General features: G+C 68.7%; 6 protein-coding genes, 1 tRNA gene and 2 rRNA genes (1 of these 9 only partly in view). 8 read left to right on the forward strand and 1 reads right to left on the reverse strand.

Annotation, left to right across the window (positions count from 1 at the left end; genetic code table 11):
• The 4 genes from OG422_RS23435 to OG422_RS23450 form a co-directional block, all read left to right on the forward strand.
• Window positions 1-1,999, forward strand: a 23S ribosomal RNA gene (locus OG422_RS23435) (it extends 1,122 nt beyond the left edge of the window).
• Window positions 2,000-2,073: 74 nt separating this feature from the next.
• Window positions 2,074-2,190 (forward strand): 5S ribosomal RNA (rrf, locus tag OG422_RS23440).
• Window positions 2,191-2,317: 127 nt separating this feature from the next.
• Window positions 2,318-2,995 (forward strand): DegT/DnrJ/EryC1/StrS family aminotransferase, encoded by a 678-nt coding sequence (locus OG422_RS23445; RefSeq protein WP_405745178.1) that lies wholly within the window; start codon window positions 2,318-2,320, stop codon window positions 2,993-2,995.
• Between the two features lie 84 nt (window positions 2,996-3,079).
• Window positions 3,080-3,152, forward strand: a tRNA-Thr gene (locus tag OG422_RS23450).
• Window positions 3,153-3,260: 108 nt separating this feature from the next.
• Here OG422_RS23450 and OG422_RS23455 read toward each other — a convergent pair.
• The gene (locus OG422_RS23455) at window positions 3,261-5,936 is read right to left on the reverse strand and encodes a SpoIIE family protein phosphatase (RefSeq protein ID WP_143942623.1); all 2,676 of its coding nucleotides are present in this window, start codon (window positions 5,934-5,936) and stop codon (window positions 3,261-3,263) included.
• A 261-nt stretch (window positions 5,937-6,197) separates the two neighbouring features.
• Here OG422_RS23455 and OG422_RS23460 point away from each other — a divergent pair, with 261 nt between their 5' ends.
• The 4 genes from OG422_RS23460 (at window position 6,198) to OG422_RS23475 (ending at window position 16,575) form a co-directional block, all read left to right on the forward strand.
• A complete protein-coding gene (locus tag OG422_RS23460) occupies window positions 6,198-11,699 on the forward strand; it encodes a HAMP domain-containing protein (RefSeq protein ID WP_405745182.1) in 5,502 nt (1,833 codons plus the stop codon).
• A 284-nt stretch (window positions 11,700-11,983) separates the two neighbouring features.
• Entirely contained in the window at window positions 11,984-12,637 is a 654-nt protein-coding gene (locus OG422_RS23465) for a two-component system response regulator (RefSeq protein ID WP_143942621.1), read from the forward strand.
• 137 nt (window positions 12,638-12,774) lie between these two features.
• A complete protein-coding gene (locus OG422_RS23470; RefSeq protein WP_405745186.1) occupies window positions 12,775-15,531 on the forward strand; it encodes a DNA translocase FtsK in 2,757 nt (918 codons plus the stop codon).
• 237 nt (window positions 15,532-15,768) lie between these two features.
• On the forward strand, window positions 15,769-16,575 hold the full coding sequence (locus OG422_RS23475) for a helix-turn-helix domain-containing protein (RefSeq protein ID WP_405745190.1): 807 nt from the start codon (window positions 15,769-15,771) through the stop codon (window positions 16,573-16,575).
• Window positions 16,576-16,586: the final 11 nt, after the last annotated feature.

Genomic DNA, 16,586 nt, shown 5'->3' on the forward strand with positions numbered 1-16,586 from the left:
GTGGGAAAGGATGTGGAGTCGCAGAGACAACCAGGAGGTTGGCTTAGAAGCAGCCATCCTTGAAAGAGTGCGTAATAGCTCACTGGTCAAGTGATTCCGCGCCGACAATGTAGCGGGGCTCAAGCACACCGCCGAAGTCATGTCATTGCCATGGGAGCCCTAACGGGTGTGGTGATGGGTAGGGGAGCGTCGTGTGCCGGGTGAAGCAGCCGTGGAAACGAGTTGTGGACGGTTCACGAGTGAGAATGCAGGCATGAGTAGCGATACACACGTGGGAAACGTGTGCGCCGATTGACTAAGGGTTCCTGGGTCAAGCTGATCTGCCCAGGGTAAGTCGGGACCTAAGGCGAGGCCGACAGGCGTAGTCGATGGACAACCGGTTGATATTCCGGTACCCGTTGTGAAGCGTCAAACATCGAGCCCTCTGATGCTAAGGCCGTGAAGCCGCCCTGATCTCTTCGGAGTTGAGGGGAGTGGTGGAGCCGCTGATCCAAGGTGGTAGTAGGTGAGTGATGGGGTGACGCAGGAAGGTAGTCCAGCCCGGGCGGTGGTTGTCCCGGGGTAAGGGTGTAGGACGCACGGTAGGTAAATCCGTCGTGCATATAGTCTGAGACCTGATGCCGAGCCGATTGTGGCGAAGTGGATGATCCTATGCTGTCGAGAAAAGCCTCTAGCGAGTTTCATGGCGGCCCGTACCCTAAACCGACTCAGGTGGTCAGGTAGAGAATACCGAGGCGTTCGGGTGAACTATGGTTAAGGAACTCGGCAAAATGCCCCCGTAACTTCGGGAGAAGGGGGGCCATTGCTGGTGATCCGATTTACTCGGTGAGCTGGTGGTGGCCGCAGAGACCAGCGAGAAGCGACTGTTTACTAAAAACACAGGTCCGTGCGAAGCCGTAAGGCGATGTATACGGACTGACGCCTGCCCGGTGCTGGAACGTTAAGGGGACCGGTTAGTCATGATTCGTCATGGCGAAGCTGAGAACTTAAGCGCCAGTAAACGGCGGTGGTAACTATAACCATCCTAAGGTAGCGAAATTCCTTGTCGGGTAAGTTCCGACCTGCACGAATGGCGTAACGACTTCTCGACTGTCTCAACCATAGGCCCGGTGAAATTGCACTACGAGTAAAGATGCTCGTTTCGCGCAGCAGGACGGAAAGACCCCGGGACCTTTACTATAGCTTGATATTGGTGTTCGGTTCGGCTTGTGTAGGATAGGTGGGAGACTGTGAAGCGATCACGCCAGTGGTTGTGGAGTCGTTGTTGAAATACCACTCTGGTCGTGCTGGATGTCTAACCTGGGTCCGTGATCCGGATCAGGGACAGTGTCTGGTGGGTAGTTTAACTGGGGCGGTTGCCTCCTAAAGAGTAACGGAGGCGCCCAAAGGTTCCCTCAGCCTGGTTGGCAATCAGGTGTTGAGTGTAAGTGCACAAGGGAGCTTGACTGTGAGACTGACGGGTCGAGCAGGTACGAAAGTAGGGACTAGTGATCCGGCGGTGGCTTGTGGAAGCGCCGTCGCTCAACGGATAAAAGGTACCCCGGGGATAACAGGCTGATCTTCCCCAAGAGTCCATATCGACGGGATGGTTTGGCACCTCGATGTCGGCTCGTCGCATCCTGGGGCTGGAGTCGGTCCCAAGGGTTGGGCTGTTCGCCCATTAAAGCGGTACGCGAGCTGGGTTTAGAACGTCGTGAGACAGTTCGGTCCCTATCCGCTGTGCGCGTAGGAGTATTGAGAAGGGCTGTCCCTAGTACGAGAGGACCGGGACGGACGAACCTCTGGTGTGCCAGTTGTCCTGCCAAGGGCATGGCTGGTTGGCTACGTTCGGAAAGGATAACCGCTGAAAGCATCTAAGCGGGAAGCCTGCTTCGAGATGAGTACTCCCACCTCCTTGAGAGGTTAAGGCTCCCAGTAGACGACTGGGTTGATAGGCCAGATATGGAAGCCGGGCAACCGGTGGAGTTGACTGGTACTAATAGGCCGAGGGCTTGTCCTCAGTTGCTCGCGTCCACTGTGTAGGTTCTGAAGTAACGACCTGTGTTGATGCCGGGTTGGTCAACTTCATAGTGTTTCGGTGGCCATTGCGTTAGGGAAACGCCCGGTTACATTCCGAACCCGGAAGCTAAGCCTTTCAGCGCCGATGGTACTGCAGAGGGGACTCTGTGGGAGAGTAGGACGCCGCCGAACAATTTTTGAGCTCCGGTTCCCGGAAACCAGTTAGTGGTTTCCGGGGACCGGAGCATTTTTGCGTTCAGCCACAGGTGGCCGCGTGCGTGTAACGCCGCGTTCACCTTGCGTCGCCAGGATCCGCGGCATGGGGACAGTGGAGACGCTCAAGTCGGCCGGGGTGCGCGCCGGTGACGAGGTCGTGGTGCCGGCGTACGGCAACGCCGAAGTGGCCGAGGCGGTGGTGGAGTTGGGTGCGCTGCCCGTCTTCGCCGACGTCGACGGCGAGAGTTACTGCCTCGATCCGGCCGCCGTGTTCGACGTGGTGACGCACCGTACCGCCGCCGTCGTTGCGATACACCGCTTCGGGCGGCGGGCCGACGACGGCTGGATACGGGAACTCGGACGACGGCAGGGGCTGTTGGTGCTGGTCGTGGACGAACCGGGTGCGGCGTCCGAAGGGGCCGAGCGGCGCAGGTCGCATGCGGCGTACCTCGATGGACGGCTCAAGGGCGTGGAGACGCCGACGCCCGCCGCGGGGCACACCTACGAGCAGTACGTGGTGCGGGTCCCTGGCAACGGCCGCCCGGACCGGGACGCGTTCGCGCGGGCGCTGCGGGCCAAGGGTGTCGCCTGCCGGATTCCCGTACAGGCGCCGGTGTACCGCATGCCGGGACTGCGGCGGGATGTGTATCTGCCGCAGACCGAACGGGCCGTGGACGAGACGCTGGCATTGCCGCTGCGGGCGGGAATGGAACGGCGGGAGCTGCACCGCATGGTGGGGGCCTGCAATGCGCTCGGGGGATTGCTGCAGCCCGCATTGTGACGGGCCGCCAGGCGCGTTCCGGGAGCGGTGCGTGCGCGATTCGGAGCTTCGGCGCAGGCCATGTATGATCTATTTCGCTGGCTCGCCCCAATAGCTCAGTCGGCAGAGCGTCTCCATGGTAAGGAGAAGGTCTACGGTTCGATTCCGTATTGGGGCTCAGAAGGAAAAGGTCCCCGCCGATATGGCGGGGGCCTTTTGCATGCGGTGGCGAAAGCGCCGTGTTGTTCCCGCCCGGCACCGACCGGGCGGGAACAACACGGCGCTTCTACTGCTGTGCGGCGGGGATTTCGGGGACGCGCATCGCGAGGATCGCCATGTCGTCCGAGGCGGGCTCCGCCGCGAAACGCTCCACGGCGCGCAGCACCCGGGCGGCGACCGCGCCCGCGGTCAGGCCCGTACACGTCGTCAGCACATCGGTGAGACCGTCGTCGCCGAGCATACGGGTGCCCTCGCGGCGCTCCGTGACGCCGTCGGTGACACACAGCAGGACATCGCCCGGGTCGAGGGTGACGGTCTGTTCGTACAGTTCGAGGTCGTCCATGACGCCGAGGAGGGGCTGCGGTTCGGCGGCCGGTTCGACCGAGCCGTCCTGGCGGAGCCGGAGCGGCAACGGATGGCCCGCGCAGACCACCTTCAGCAGGGCGCTGCCGTCCTCCTGCGGCCACAGCTCGCCGTAGAGCAGCGTCAGGAAGCGGCTGCGGGCGCCCTCGTCGAGGATCGCGGCGTTCAGCCGCTCCAGGACGGCGGGGCCGCCGAAGCCCTCGCGGGCGAGGAGGCGCAGGGCGTGCCGGGCCAGACCCGTGACGGCCGCGGCCTCCGGGCCCGTGCCGCAGACGTCGCCGATGGCGAAGCCGTACGCACCGTCGCGGATCGGGAAGAGGTCGTAGAAGTCGCCGCCGACCTCGTTGCCCTCCCCGGCGGCGCGGTAGATGACCTCGACCTCGACGCCGGGGACATCCGGCAACTCCGGCGGGAGGAGGCTGCGCTGGAGGGACTGGCTGATGGCCGTGCGCTCGGAGTAGAGGCGGGCGTTGTCGAGGGCGAGGGCGGCGCGGCGGGAGAGGTCCTCGGCGAGTTCCAGGATCTCCTGGCGGAAGTGTTCCTCGGTCGGTTTGCCCAGGGTGAGCATGCCGATGACGCGGTTGCGGGCCACCAGCGGTAGGACGACGGTCTCGCCGCCGACCGCCGAGGCCGTGGCGAGGGAGGCACCGGGCCCGGTGGAGGGCCGCGCCGAATCGCCGAGGCCCAGGCTGCGCAGGGACGTACGCAGGGCGGCGTCGTGCGCGGCTTCGGTGGGGGCGGTCCACACCCGGGCGCCCGGGGTGGGCACCGGCTCCGGCGCATCGACCTTCATCAGCAGGGTCTTGAGGCCGTCGATGCGGTCCTCGTCCTCGTGCAGGACGTACGACAGCTCCGGCTCGGACGCCTGGTCGGCGACGGTGTAGACGGCGCACCAGGTCGCGAGGGTGGGGACCGTCATCTGGGCCATCAGCGCGAGCGTCTGATCCCGGTCGAGGGTGCCGGCGAGCAGGTCGGACGCCTCGACGAGGAAGGAGAGGGAACCGCGGCGGAGCTTTTCCAGCTCGGTCAGGCGGGCCCGCTCGACGGCGAGGGCGATGCGGTCGGCGGCGAACTGCAGGTGCAGCGCCTCTTCGTTGGTGTAGCGGCCGGCGCTCTCCGCGGCGACGCCGAGCGAGCCGGTGAGACGGCCCTCGACCTTCAGCGGGACGGTGACGACGGAGCGCATGCCCGTGCCGTTGAGGAGGGGGACGGCGCCGGGGACGGCGGTGAGGTCTTCGTGGACGGACGGCATCCGGGCGGAGCCGTAGCGGCCCGAGCCGGTCTCGACGGGGACGCGGGCGAAGCGCTGGCGGGCGGAGGGCAGGCCGGTGGAGGCGCGGACCTCCAGCTCCGTCTCGTCGTCCGTGGCGAGCAGCAGATAGGCGGCGTCGCCGTCGAGCATGTCGCGGGCCCGCTCGACGGTGCGCTGCAGCAGGCCGTCGAGGTCGTCGGGGGCGGGTGAGCCGATGAAGACCTCGAACGGGTCGGACGGGCGGCCGTCGGCCCGGGCCGTCTGCGAGGCGGCGTCCGGGGCGGGGGTGCGCGTCGGGCTCTGCAGGATGGCGCGTTCATGGTCGCGGACGAGCAGGCAGACCGTGGACGCCTCGCCGCCGGCGTCGCGGACCCGCAGGTGGGAGGCGTAGACGGGGAGGACCCGGCCATCGGCGCCGCGGACGCCGTAGGAGCCCTCCCAGCGGGAGAGGCGCAGGGCCTCGGCGATGCCGGTGCCGGTGCCGGGGGTGTGCGGCCAGGCGGCGATGTCGGTGAGGGGCTTGCCGACGACGTGCTCGGCGTCGTAGCCGAAGAGGCCGGAGGCGTCGTCGTTCCAGGCGCTGACGCAGCCGCCGCGGTCGATCTGGACGACGGCGACGCGGACACGGTGGTCGGCGACCGGCAGCGCGTCGACGGGAAGCGCGGGACCGGCGGCGCGGGTGCCCGCCGGGCGCTCGGGCAGGTCGAGGCGGAACCAGACGTACTTGCGGTCGGGGGAGTACTCGACGCCCCAGCGGGCGGCGAGCGCGCCGCACAGCAGCAGGCCGCGGCCGCCCTCGCGGTCGGGGTGGACGAGGGTGCGGCTGGTGTTCTGGAGCGGGATCTCGCGCTCCGGGTAGCGGTCGGCGACGGAGATGCGGACGCCGCTGTCCTCGCGCAGGCACAGGACGTCGGCGGCGGTTCCGGCGTGCACGACGGCGTTGGTGACCAGTTCACTGGTAAGGACGACGGCGTCGTCGACGATGTCGCCGTATCCCCAGCCCTGGAGGGTGTCACGGACGAACGCACGGGCCTGGGCGACCGAGCGCCCGACCGGCTCGAAGGTGGCGGCGGCCCGCGCGGTGATCACTGGTCTCCTCATGCGTGTGTCGGTGATCTGCTCCCCCATACCTGCGGCGCCCTCCGAATACCTGTCGTGCGTGTGCCACCGTCTCGGGCGGGATGCCGTGCGGGTGGACAGCCCTGTGCCAGGTTACTTACCTTCGCCGCGGCTGCGGATGCCGGTCACGGGTGATTCCGCCCCGATCGTGCCCCGGGACGGTATGCGATGCTGCCGAACTGTTATGGCCTGGTTGGGTCATGGTGAAACACTGGGCAGGCATCAGGAGAAAGCCCGGGTGGAACGGTCGACCCTTGCGGGAGGGACACGGTGGAGTCTGGCGCAGCAGCGCGGGGCGTAAGCACGCGCGCGAAAGGCGGACGGTCCCGGAGCAGCGGGACGACCGAGGTGGACACGGCTGCCCTGAACCGGCTGATGGTCGCTTTGGTCGCCATGCGGGACGGCAACTTCCGCAAGCGGCTCACGGTCTCCGGCGACGGGGTCATGGCCGAGATCGCGGCGGTGTTCAACGAGGCCGCGGACCGCAATCTGCATCTGACGGGCGAGCTGGCCCGGGTGCGCAGGGTCGTCGGACGTGAGGGAAAGCTCACGGAACGGCTGGAGACCGGGGCCTGTGAGGGGGCCTGGGCGGCGGCCATCGACGCGTCGAACGCGCTCGTCGACGATCTGGTACGGCCCGTCTCCGAGGTGGGGCGGGTGCTGTCGGCGGTGTCCGAGGGCGATCTGGAACAGCGGATGGATCTGCGGTCGCGCAGTTCGGACAGCTCCTCGGAGCATCCGCTGCGCGGCGAGTTCCTGAAGGTCGGACGGACGGTCAACGGCCTCGTCGACCAGTTGTCGGCGTTCACCGACGAGGTCACGCGGGTGGCCAGTGAGGTCGGTACGGAGGGCAAGCTCGGCGGCCAGGCGCGGGTGCGCGGGATGTCGGGCTCCTGGAAGGACCTCACCGAATCCGTCAACACGATGGCGGCGCGGCTGACCGCGCAGGTACGTGACATTGCTCTCGTCACCACGGCGGTGGCCAAGGGTGACCTCTCGCGGAAGGTCACCGTCCACGTCGAGGGCGAGATGCTGGAGCTGAAGAACACCGTCAACACGATGGTGGACCAGCTCTCGTCGTTCGCCTCCGAGGTGACGCGCGTCGCCCGTGAGGTCGGCACCGAGGGGGAGCTGGGCGGCCAGGCGCGGGTGCCCGGTGTCGCCGGGGTGTGGAAGGACCTCACCGACTCCGTCAATCTGATGGCGGGGAACCTCACGGCGCAGGTGCGGGGGATCGCGCAGGTCACCACCGCCGTCGCGAACGGCGATCTGTCGCAGCGGGTCACGGTCAGCGCCCGCGGTGAGGTGGCGCAGCTCGCCGACACGATGAACACCATGACCGAGACGCTGCGGACCTTCGCGGACGAAGTGACGCGGGTGGCGAACGAGGTCGGGGCCGAGGGGCAGCTCGGCGGGCAGGCGCAGGTGCCGGGCGCCGCCGGCACCTGGAAGGACCTGACGGACTCGGTGAACACCGCGTTCCGTAACCTCACCGCGCAGGTGCGGGACATCGCGCAGGTGACGACGGCGGTGGCCAACGGTGATCTGTCGCAGACCGTCACGGTCGATGTCGCCGGTGAGATGCTGGAGTTGAAGAACACCGTCAACACGATGGTGGGCCAGCTCTCCGCGTTCGGTGCGGAAGTCACGCGGGTGGCGCGGGAGATCGGCGTCGAGGGTGAGCTGGGCGGCCAGGCGGCGGTGCCGGGCGCGGCGGGCACCTGGAAGGACCTCACCGACTCGGTGAACACCGCGTTCCGCAACCTCACCGGTCAGGTCCGCAACATCGCGCAGGTGACGACCGCCGTCGCCAACGGCGACCTCTCGCAGAAGGTGACCGTCGACGTCTCCGGCGAGATGCTCCAGCTGAAGAACACCGTGAACACGATGGTGGATCAGCTGTCGTCCTTCGCCGACCAGGTCACGCGGATGGCCCGGGACGTCGGTACGGAGGGCCGTCTGGGCGGTCAGGCGCGGGTGGACGGCGTCAGCGGCACGTGGAAGGAGCTGACCGACTCCGTCAACTTCATGGCGGGGAACCTCACCTCGCAGGTGCGGCAGATCGCGCAGGTGACGACGGCGGTGGCGCGCGGTGACCTGTCGCAGAAGATCGATGTGGACGCGCGCGGCGAGATCCTGGAGCTGAAGAACACCATCAACACGATGGTCGACCAGCTCTCCGCCTTCGCCGAGCAGGTCACCCGCGTCGCCCGGGAGGTCGGTACCGACGGGCGGCTGGGCGGTCAGGCGCAGGTGCCGGGCGTCGCCGGGGTGTGGCGGGACCTGACGGACTCGGTGAACGGCATGGCCGGGAACCTCACCGCGCAGGTCCGCAACATCGCGCAGGTCGCCACGGCGGTTGCCCGCGGTGACCTCTCGCAGAAGATCGATGTGGATGCCCGGGGCGAGATCCTGGAGCTGAAGAACACCCTGAACACGATGGTGGACCAGCTGTCGTCGTTCGCGGAGCAGGTGACCCGGGTGGCCCGGGAGGTCGGTACCGAGGGCATTCTCGGCGGCCAGGCGGAGGTGCAGGGCGTCAGCGGCACCTGGAAGGACCTGACCCAGTCCGTCAACTTCATGGCGAACAACCTGACGTCGCAGGTGCGCAACATCGCCGAGGTGACGACGGCGGTGGCCAACGGCGATCTGTCGAAGAAGATCACCGTCGATGCCAAGGGCGAGATCCTCGAACTGGTCACCACCGTCAACACGATGGTCGATCAGCTCTCGTCGTTCGCCGAGCAGGTCACGCGGGTCGCCCGTGAGGTGGGCACCGAGGGGCAGCTCGGCGGTCAGGCGCGGGTGCCGGGTGCCACCGGTATCTGGCTCGACCTCAGCGACAACGTCAACCTGATGGCCAACAACCTGACGATCCAGGTGCGGAACATCTCGCAGGTCTCGGCGGCGGTCGCCAACGGTGACCTGACGAAGAAGGTCACGGTCGAGGCGCGCGGTGAGGTCGCGCAGCTCGCCGACACCGTCAACACCATGGTCACTACGCTCTCGTCGTTCGCCGACGAGGTGACGCGGGTGGCGCGTGAGGTGGGCACCGACGGCATCCTCGGCGGCCAGGCGCGCGTACCTGGCGTCGCGGGGACGTGGAAGGACCTCACGGAGTCGGTGAACTCCATGGCCAACAACCTCACCGGCCAGGTCCGCAACATCGCGATGGTCACCACCGCGGTCGCCAAGGGCGATCTGACGAAGAAGATCGACGTGGACGCGCGGGGCGAGATCCTGGCGCTGAAGACCACCATCAACACCATGGTCGACCAGCTGTCGTCCTTCGCCGAGCAGGTCACCAGGGTGGCCCGTGAGGTGGGTACGGAGGGCCAGCTGGGCGGTCAGGCGCAGGTGCGGGGCGTGGCCGGGACCTGGAAGGACCTGACCGAGTCGGTGAACGAGATGGCGGGCAACCTCACCCGTCAGGTGCGGGCCATCGCCGCGGTCGCCGCGGCGGTCACCCTCGGCGACCACAACGTCCGTATCGACGTCGACGCGGCCGGGGAGATCCTGGAGCTCCAGGACAACGTCAACACCATGATCGCCACGCTCCGCGAGACCACGCTCGCCAATGAGGAGCAGGACTGGCTCAAGGGCAACCTCGCCCGGATCTCCGGTCTGATGCAGGGCAGGCGGGACCTCAAGGACGTCGCCACGCTCATCATGAGCGAGCTGTCGCCCGCGGTCTCCGCCCAGCACGGCGCGTTCTTCCTCGCCGCCCGGCCCGACAAGCAGGAGCTGGGCGCGGACGGCGGCGAGGCCGGTGCGTACGAGCTGCGGCTGATGGGGTCGTACGGCTACGCGATGGGCGCGATGCCGACGACGTTCAAGCCGGGCGAGACGCTGATCGGGACGGCCGCCGAGGAGGGCCGCACGATCCTGGTGGAGAACGTGCCCTCCGGCTACCTGAAGATCGCGTCCGGGCTGGGGGAGGCGCCGCCGGCGAATGTGATCGTGCTGCCGGTGCTCTTCGAGGACAAGGTGCTCGGCGTGATCGAGCTGGCGTCGTTCCAGCCGTTCACCCAGATCCAGAAGGACTTCCTCAGCCAGATCGCCGAGATGATCGCGACAAGCGTCAACACCATTTCGGTCAACACCAAGACCGAGGTGCTGCTCCAGCAGTCGCAGGAGCTGACCGAGCAGCTGAAGGAGCGTTCCGCCGAGCTGGAGAGCCGGCAGAAGGCGCTGGAGCTGTCCAACTCCGAGCTGGAGGAGAAGGCCGAGCAACTGCGGGCGCAGAACCGCGACATCGAGGTGAAGAACACCGAGATCGAGGAGGCGCGGCAGGTCCTGGAGGAGCGCGCCGAGCAGCTCGCGGTCTCGATGCGGTACAAGTCGGAGTTCCTGGCGAACATGTCGCACGAGCTGCGTACGCCGCTCAATTCCCTGCTGATTCTCGCCAAGTTGCTGGCCGACAACGCCGAGGGGAACCTCTCCCCGAAGCAGGTGGAGTTCGCCGAGACGATCCACGGGGCGGGCAGCGATCTGCTCCAGCTGATCAACGACATCCTCGATCTGTCGAAGGTCGAGGCGGGCAAGATGGACGTCTCGCCGACGCGGATCGCGCTGGTCCAGCTCGTCGACTACGTCGAGGCGACGTTCCGCCCGCTGACCGCCGAGAAGGGCCTGGAGTTCGCGGTCCGGGTCTCGCCGGATCTGCCGTCCACCCTGCACACCGACGAGCAGCGGCTGCTGCAGGTGCTGCGCAACCTCCTGTCGAACGCGGTGAAGTTCACCGACAGCGGCAACGTCGAGCTGGTCATCCGGCCGGCGGGCGCGGATGTGCCGGTGGCCATCCGCGAGCAGCTTCTCGAGCACGGTTCGCTGCGTGACCCGGACGCCGAGATGATCGCCTTCTCGGTGACCGACACCGGTATCGGCATCGCGTCCAGCAAGATGCGGGTGATCTTCGAGGCGTTCAAGCAGGCGGACGGCACGACCAGCCGGAAGTACGGCGGTACGGGCCTGGGCCTGTCGATCAGCCGGGAGATCGCGCGGCTGCTGGGCGGCGAGATCCACGCCGCGAGCGAGCCGGGCCGCGGCTCGACGTTCACGCTGTACCTGCCGCAGAACCCGGGCGGGCTGCCGCCGCAGGGCTACCCGGCACTGGTGGCCGGGGGCCTGGCGATGGACGCCGAGGCGCGCGAGACGGAGGTCGGGCGGCTGGCGGCCGAGGAGGCGGCGCGGGTGGCCGAGGAGCAGGCGTCGGTCGGCGCGCTGAGCCGACGGCGACGGCGCGGGCTGACCGGCGGCGCGCACCGGGCGGCGCTGCCCGCGCCGCAGCGGCCCGACGGCGCGGCGCCCGCGCAGCCGGCCCCGGCGCGACCGGCCGAGGAGCCCTGGCTCGGCAACGGCCAGGACCTGGTGCAACCGGCCGCGAACGGCGGCTTCCACGGCGAGAAGGTGCTGATCGTCGACGATGACATCCGGAACGTCTTCGCGCTGACCAGCGTCCTGGAGCAGCACGGCCTGTCGGTGCTGTACGCGGAGAACGGCCGGGAGGGCATCGAGGTCCTGGAGCAGCACGACGATGTCGTCCTGGTGCTGATGGACATCATGATGCCGGAGATGGACGGCTACGCGACGACGACGGCGATCCGGCGGATGCCGCAGTTCGCGGGGTTGCCGATCATCGCGCTGACCGCCAAGGCGATGAAGGGCGACCGGGAGAAGAGCATCGAGTCCGGGGCGTCGGACTACGTCACCAAGCCGGTCGACACCGACCATCTGTTGTCGGTCATGGAGCAATGGATGCGCGCGAGGTGACGGAGCGTCCAGTATGGAAGCGGAAGAGGATCACCGGGTGCTGAGGCACGATGGCCGCGGGCGTGGCGTGACGCGCGGCGGGGGAACCTTCGGGCCCCCTCCGGCGTTTCCGCTACGTACACGGTGACATCGCGGTGACAGGGTGTGGCGACGAGCGGGGTGCAGCTACGATGACCGGCACAAGGACGGGTGGCATGACGGAGTCGCCCCTTGGGGCGGCGTCCGGTTCTTCCCCAAGTCCTTCGGACAGGGGAGGCCCCATGCCGGGGCGAGGAGGTCGGGCCATGGTGCAGAAGGCCAAGATCCTCCTGGTCGATGACCGGCCGGAGAATCTGCTGGCGCTGGAGGCGATCCTCTCCGCGCTCGATCAGACGCTGGTGCGGGCATCGTCCGGGGAGGAGGCGCTCAAGGCGCTGCTCACGGATGATTTCGCGGTGATCCTGCTCGATGTGCAGATGCCGGGGATGGACGGTTTCGAGACCGCGGCGCACATCAAGCGCCGCGAGCGCACCCGTGACATCCCGATCATCTTCCTGACCGCGATCAACCACGGCCCGCACCACACCTTCCGGGGCTACGCCGCCGGTGCGGTGGACTACATCTCCAAACCGTTCGACCCCTGGGTGCTGCGCGCGAAGGTCTCGGTCTTCGTCGAGCTGTACATGAAGAACTGCCAACTGCGGGAGCAGGCCTCGCTGTTGCGGCTCCAGCTGGAGGGCGGGCGCGTCGACGAGGCGAAGGAGTCGGCCGGGCTGCTCGCGGAGCTGTCGGCGCGGCTCGCGGCGGTCGAGGAGCAGGCGGAGGCGCTGTCCAAGCAGCTGGACGAGTCGGCGGACGCGGCGGCGGTGGCGACCGCCGCCCATCTGGAGCGGAAGCTGACCGGGTTGCGGCGGGCGCTGGACGCGCTGGAGCCCGGCGCGGGCGGCGCCGCGGGCTGACCACCGGGCCGCCGCCGTTCGGCTGACGGCCGCTCACGCGCCCGGTGATACGCCCGACCTGACATTCCGGTACGACACGTTCGGGTGAAGTGGTCTGCGCTCGTGTCAGCTCCGGCGGCGCCTGTAATCTCGGCACCATGGCCTCACGTACGTCCGGCAAGGGAACCCAGCGCACGGCGGGCCCCTCGAAGCAGCGCGCCGGAGCGTCCGGGGGCGCCGCCAAGAAGCCCGCGGCGAAGAAGGCGGCTGCGCGTAAGCCGCCGGCGAAGAAGACCGCCGCGAAGAAGGCGCCGCCCCGGAAAGCGCCCGCCAAGAGGGCACCGGCGAAGAAGGCGCCGCCCCCACCGGCGCCGTCCCCGACCGGTGGCATCGTCCGCCTCGTACGGGCCTGCGGCCGGGCGTGCGGCGCGGTGTTCCGCGGGATGGGCCGCGGGGCGAAGAACCTCGACGAGGCGCACCGCAGGGACGGCCTCGGGCTGCTGCTGCTCGGCCTGGCGCTGGTCGTCGCGGCCGGTACCTGGTCCAACCTCAGCGGTCCCGTCGGCGATCTCGTCGAGCTGCTGGTGACCGGCGCGTTCGGGCGGCTCGACCTGGTGGTGCCGATCCTGCTGGCCGGGATCGCCATCCGGCTGATCCGCCATCCTGAGCAGCCCGAGGCCAACGGCCGGATCGTGATCGGGCTCTCCGCGCTGGTCATCGGCGTCCTCGGGCAGGTCGCGATCGCCTGTGGGTCGCCGGGCCGGGACAACGCGGTGGGGGTGCGGGACGCCGGTGGCTATGTCGGCTGGGCGGTCTCCAAGCCCCTGATCTTCACCCTCGGGCAGATGCTGGCGGTGGCGCTGCTGGTGCTGCTGACGGTGTTCGGCCTGCTGGTCGTCACGGCCACCCCGGTCAACGCGATCCCGCAGCGGCTGCGCGCGCTCGGCGCCCGGCTCGGCGTGCTGGAGACCGAGCCGGAGGCGGACTGGGCGGACGACGAGGAGGAGTGGGAGGAGCGTCCGGCGCGCCGTCCGCGCCGCGCCGTCGCCGCGGAGGCGGGCGAGCCGGACGAGAGGGAGGCGGAGGCGCCGGCCGAGTGGCGGCGCCCCCGCAAGGAGCAGGCGCCGCCCGCCGTGGCGCGGCCCAAGGACGCGGTGGACGTCGCCGCGGAGGCCGCGGCGGCGCTGGACGGCGCGGTGCTGCACGGCGTCCAGCCGTCCCCGCTGATCGCCGGGCTCAGCAGCAGCATCTCCGGCGAGCGCCGGGGCAGCGGCGAGGGGAGCACCCCGTCCGGCGCGGTGCCCCCGGCGCGCGCGGCGCAGCCGCCGGTGCACGTGCCGCCGGTGGACGGTCCGCCGTCGGTGCCGGACTTCACCAAGGCGCCGCCGGAGCCGGACGGCGCGCTGCCCGCCCGCGCAGAGCAGCTCCAGCTGGCGGGCGACATCACCTACTCCCTGCCCTCGCTGGACCTCCTCTCCCGGGGCGGGCCGGGCAAGACCCGCAGCGCCGCCAACGACGCGATAGTGGCCGCGCTGACCAACGTCTTCCAGGAGTTCAAGGTCGACGCGGCGGTCACCGGCTTCACCCGCGGTCCGACGGTCACCCGGTACGAGGTCGAGCTGGGCCCGGCCGTCAAGGTCGAGAAGATCACCGCGCTGGCGAAGAACATCGCGTACGCGGTGGCCAGCCCGGACGTGCGGATCATCAGCCCGATCCCCGGCAAGTCCGCGGTGGGCATCGAGATCCCCAACACCGACCGCGAGATGGTCAACCTCGGCGATGTGCTGCGGCTGGCCGACGCGGCGGGCGACGAGCATCCGATGCTGGTGGCGCTCGGCAAGGACGTCGAGGGCGGCTACGTCATGGCCAACATGGCGAAGATGCCGCACCTGCTGGTCGCCGGTGCCACCGGTTCCGGTAAGTCCTCGTGCATCAACTGTCTGATCACCTCGGTGATGGTCCGGGCCACCCCGGAGGACGTGCGGATGGTGCTGGTCGACCCCAAGCGCGTCGAGCTCACCGCGTACGAGGGCATCCCGCACCTGATCACGCCGATCATCACCAACCCGAAGCGGGCGGCGGAGGCGCTGCAGTGGGTCGTCCGCGAGATGGATCTGCGCTACGACGACCTCGCGGCGTACGGCTACCGCCACATCGACGACTTCAACGAGGCGGTCCGAGGCGGCAAGGTCAAGCCGCCCGAGGGCAGCGAACGCGAGCTGGCGCCGTACCCGTATCTGCTGGTCATCGTGGACGAGCTGGCGGACCTGATGATGGTCGCGCCCCGGGACGTCGAGGACGCGATCGTCCGCATCACACAGCTGGCGCGCGCGGCCGGTATCCATCTGGTGCTCGCCACCCAGCGGCCGTCCGTCGACGTCGTCACGGGCCTGATCAAGGCGAACGTCCCCTCCCGGCTCGCCTTCGCGACGTCCTCGCTCGCCGACAGCCGCGTCATCCTGGACCAGCCGGGCGCCGAGAAGCTGATCGGCAAGGGCGACGGTCTCTTCCTGCCGATGGGCGCCAACAAACCGGTGCGGATGCAGGGCGCGTTCGTCACCGAGGCCGAGGTGGCCGCGGTGGTGCAGCACTGCAAGGATCAGATGGCGCCGGTCTTCCGCGACGACGTGACGGTCGGCGGCAGACAGAAGAAGGAGATCGACGAGGACATCGGCGACGACCTCGACCTGCTGTGTCAGGCCGCTGAGCTGGTGGTCTCGACACAGTTCGGCTCCACCTCCATGCTCCAGCGCAAGCTGCGGGTGGGCTTCGCCAAGGCGGGCCGGCTGATGGATCTGATGGAGTCGCGCCACATCGTCGGGCCGAGCGAGGGGTCCAAGGCCCGCGACGTCCTGGTGAAGCCGGATGAGCTGGACGGAGTGCTCGGAGTTATCCGGGGGGAGGCTTCCGGGTAGAAAAACCCGAGCGATTCACCCGTACGAGTCATGCGTGCGGGCGCCAAAGCAACCGTTTCTCCTGCCGATACGTCAAGTTGAGGGAGGTGAGGGAACGATGCTTCACCAGCGGAGCCGGAGGCGTCGCCACCGGCGTACCGATGGCGTACAGACTGCGTCCGCCCGCTTGCCCGTCCCTTTCGGTCCACCCCTAGACTGAACGTCCAGCAGGTGGCTACACGCTCGAAAGGCGCCCCCGTGTCCATCGGCAACTCCCCAACTGACGACCGGCCTTCCGTCGGTCGAGCCATCCAGCAGGCCCGTATCGCGGCGCGGCTGACCGTCGAAGAGGTCAGCGCGTCGACACGGGTGCGTATCCCCCTTGTCCACGCGATCGAACAGGACGACTTCTCACGCTGCGGCGGTGACGTCTACGCCCGGGGCCACCTGCGTACGCTCGCCCGCGCCGTCCAGCTCGATCCCGGTCCGCTGATCGAGCAGTACGACGCCGAGCACGGTGGCCGTCCCGAGCCGACGCCCGCCGCGCCGCTCTTCGAGGCCGAGCGGATCCGGCCCGAGCGGCGCCGCCCCAACTGGACGGCCGCGATGGTCGCCGCGATCGTCGCGGTGGTCGGTTTCGTCGGCTTCACGCTGTTCAGCGACGGCGGGCAGGGCGGCGGCATCTCCGTCGCCGGGGGCGACACCAACCCCGACAAGCCCGCCCCGCACTCCCACACCACCCCCGCCAAGCACCCCCGGCCCGATCCGGAGCCCTCCGACAGTGCCATCGCCGGGCTGCCGAAGGACAAGGTGACGATCAAGGTCATCGGCCGCGACGGCCAGAGCTGGATCTCCGCGAAGGACGCCAACGGCAAGCTCCTGGAGGACGGTCTGCTGCGGCAGGGCGAGTCCAAGACCTTCACCGACAAGGAACGCATCGACCTCGTCCTCGGCAATGCCGGAGCCGTACAGCTGTACGTCAACGGCAAGGAGGTCAAGGAGGTCGGCGACCAGGGTTCCGTGGAACGGCTGAGCTACACCCCGGGCGACCCGCAGGCCGGCTGAGCAGACCGGGC

This window comes from Streptomyces sp. NBC_01525 (genome assembly GCF_045040405.1).
Lineage (GTDB): Bacteria > Actinomycetota > Actinomycetes > Streptomycetales > Streptomycetaceae > Streptomyces > Streptomyces benahoarensis.

Bases quoted from the DNA above. Each gene is read 5' to 3' on its own strand.
- OG422_RS23445 (WP_405745178.1), top strand. From the start codon at position 2,318: ATGGGGACAGTGGAGACGCTCAAGTCGGCCGGGGTGCGCGCCGGTGAC.
- OG422_RS23455 (WP_143942623.1), bottom strand. From the start codon at position 5,936: ATGGGGGAGCAGATCACCGACACACGCATGAGGAGACCAGTGATCACC.
- OG422_RS23465 (WP_143942621.1), top strand. From the start codon at position 11,984: ATGGTGCAGAAGGCCAAGATCCTCCTGGTCGATGACCGGCCGGAGAAT.
- OG422_RS23470 (WP_405745186.1), top strand. From the start codon at position 12,775: ATGGCCTCACGTACGTCCGGCAAGGGAACCCAGCGCACGGCGGGCCCC.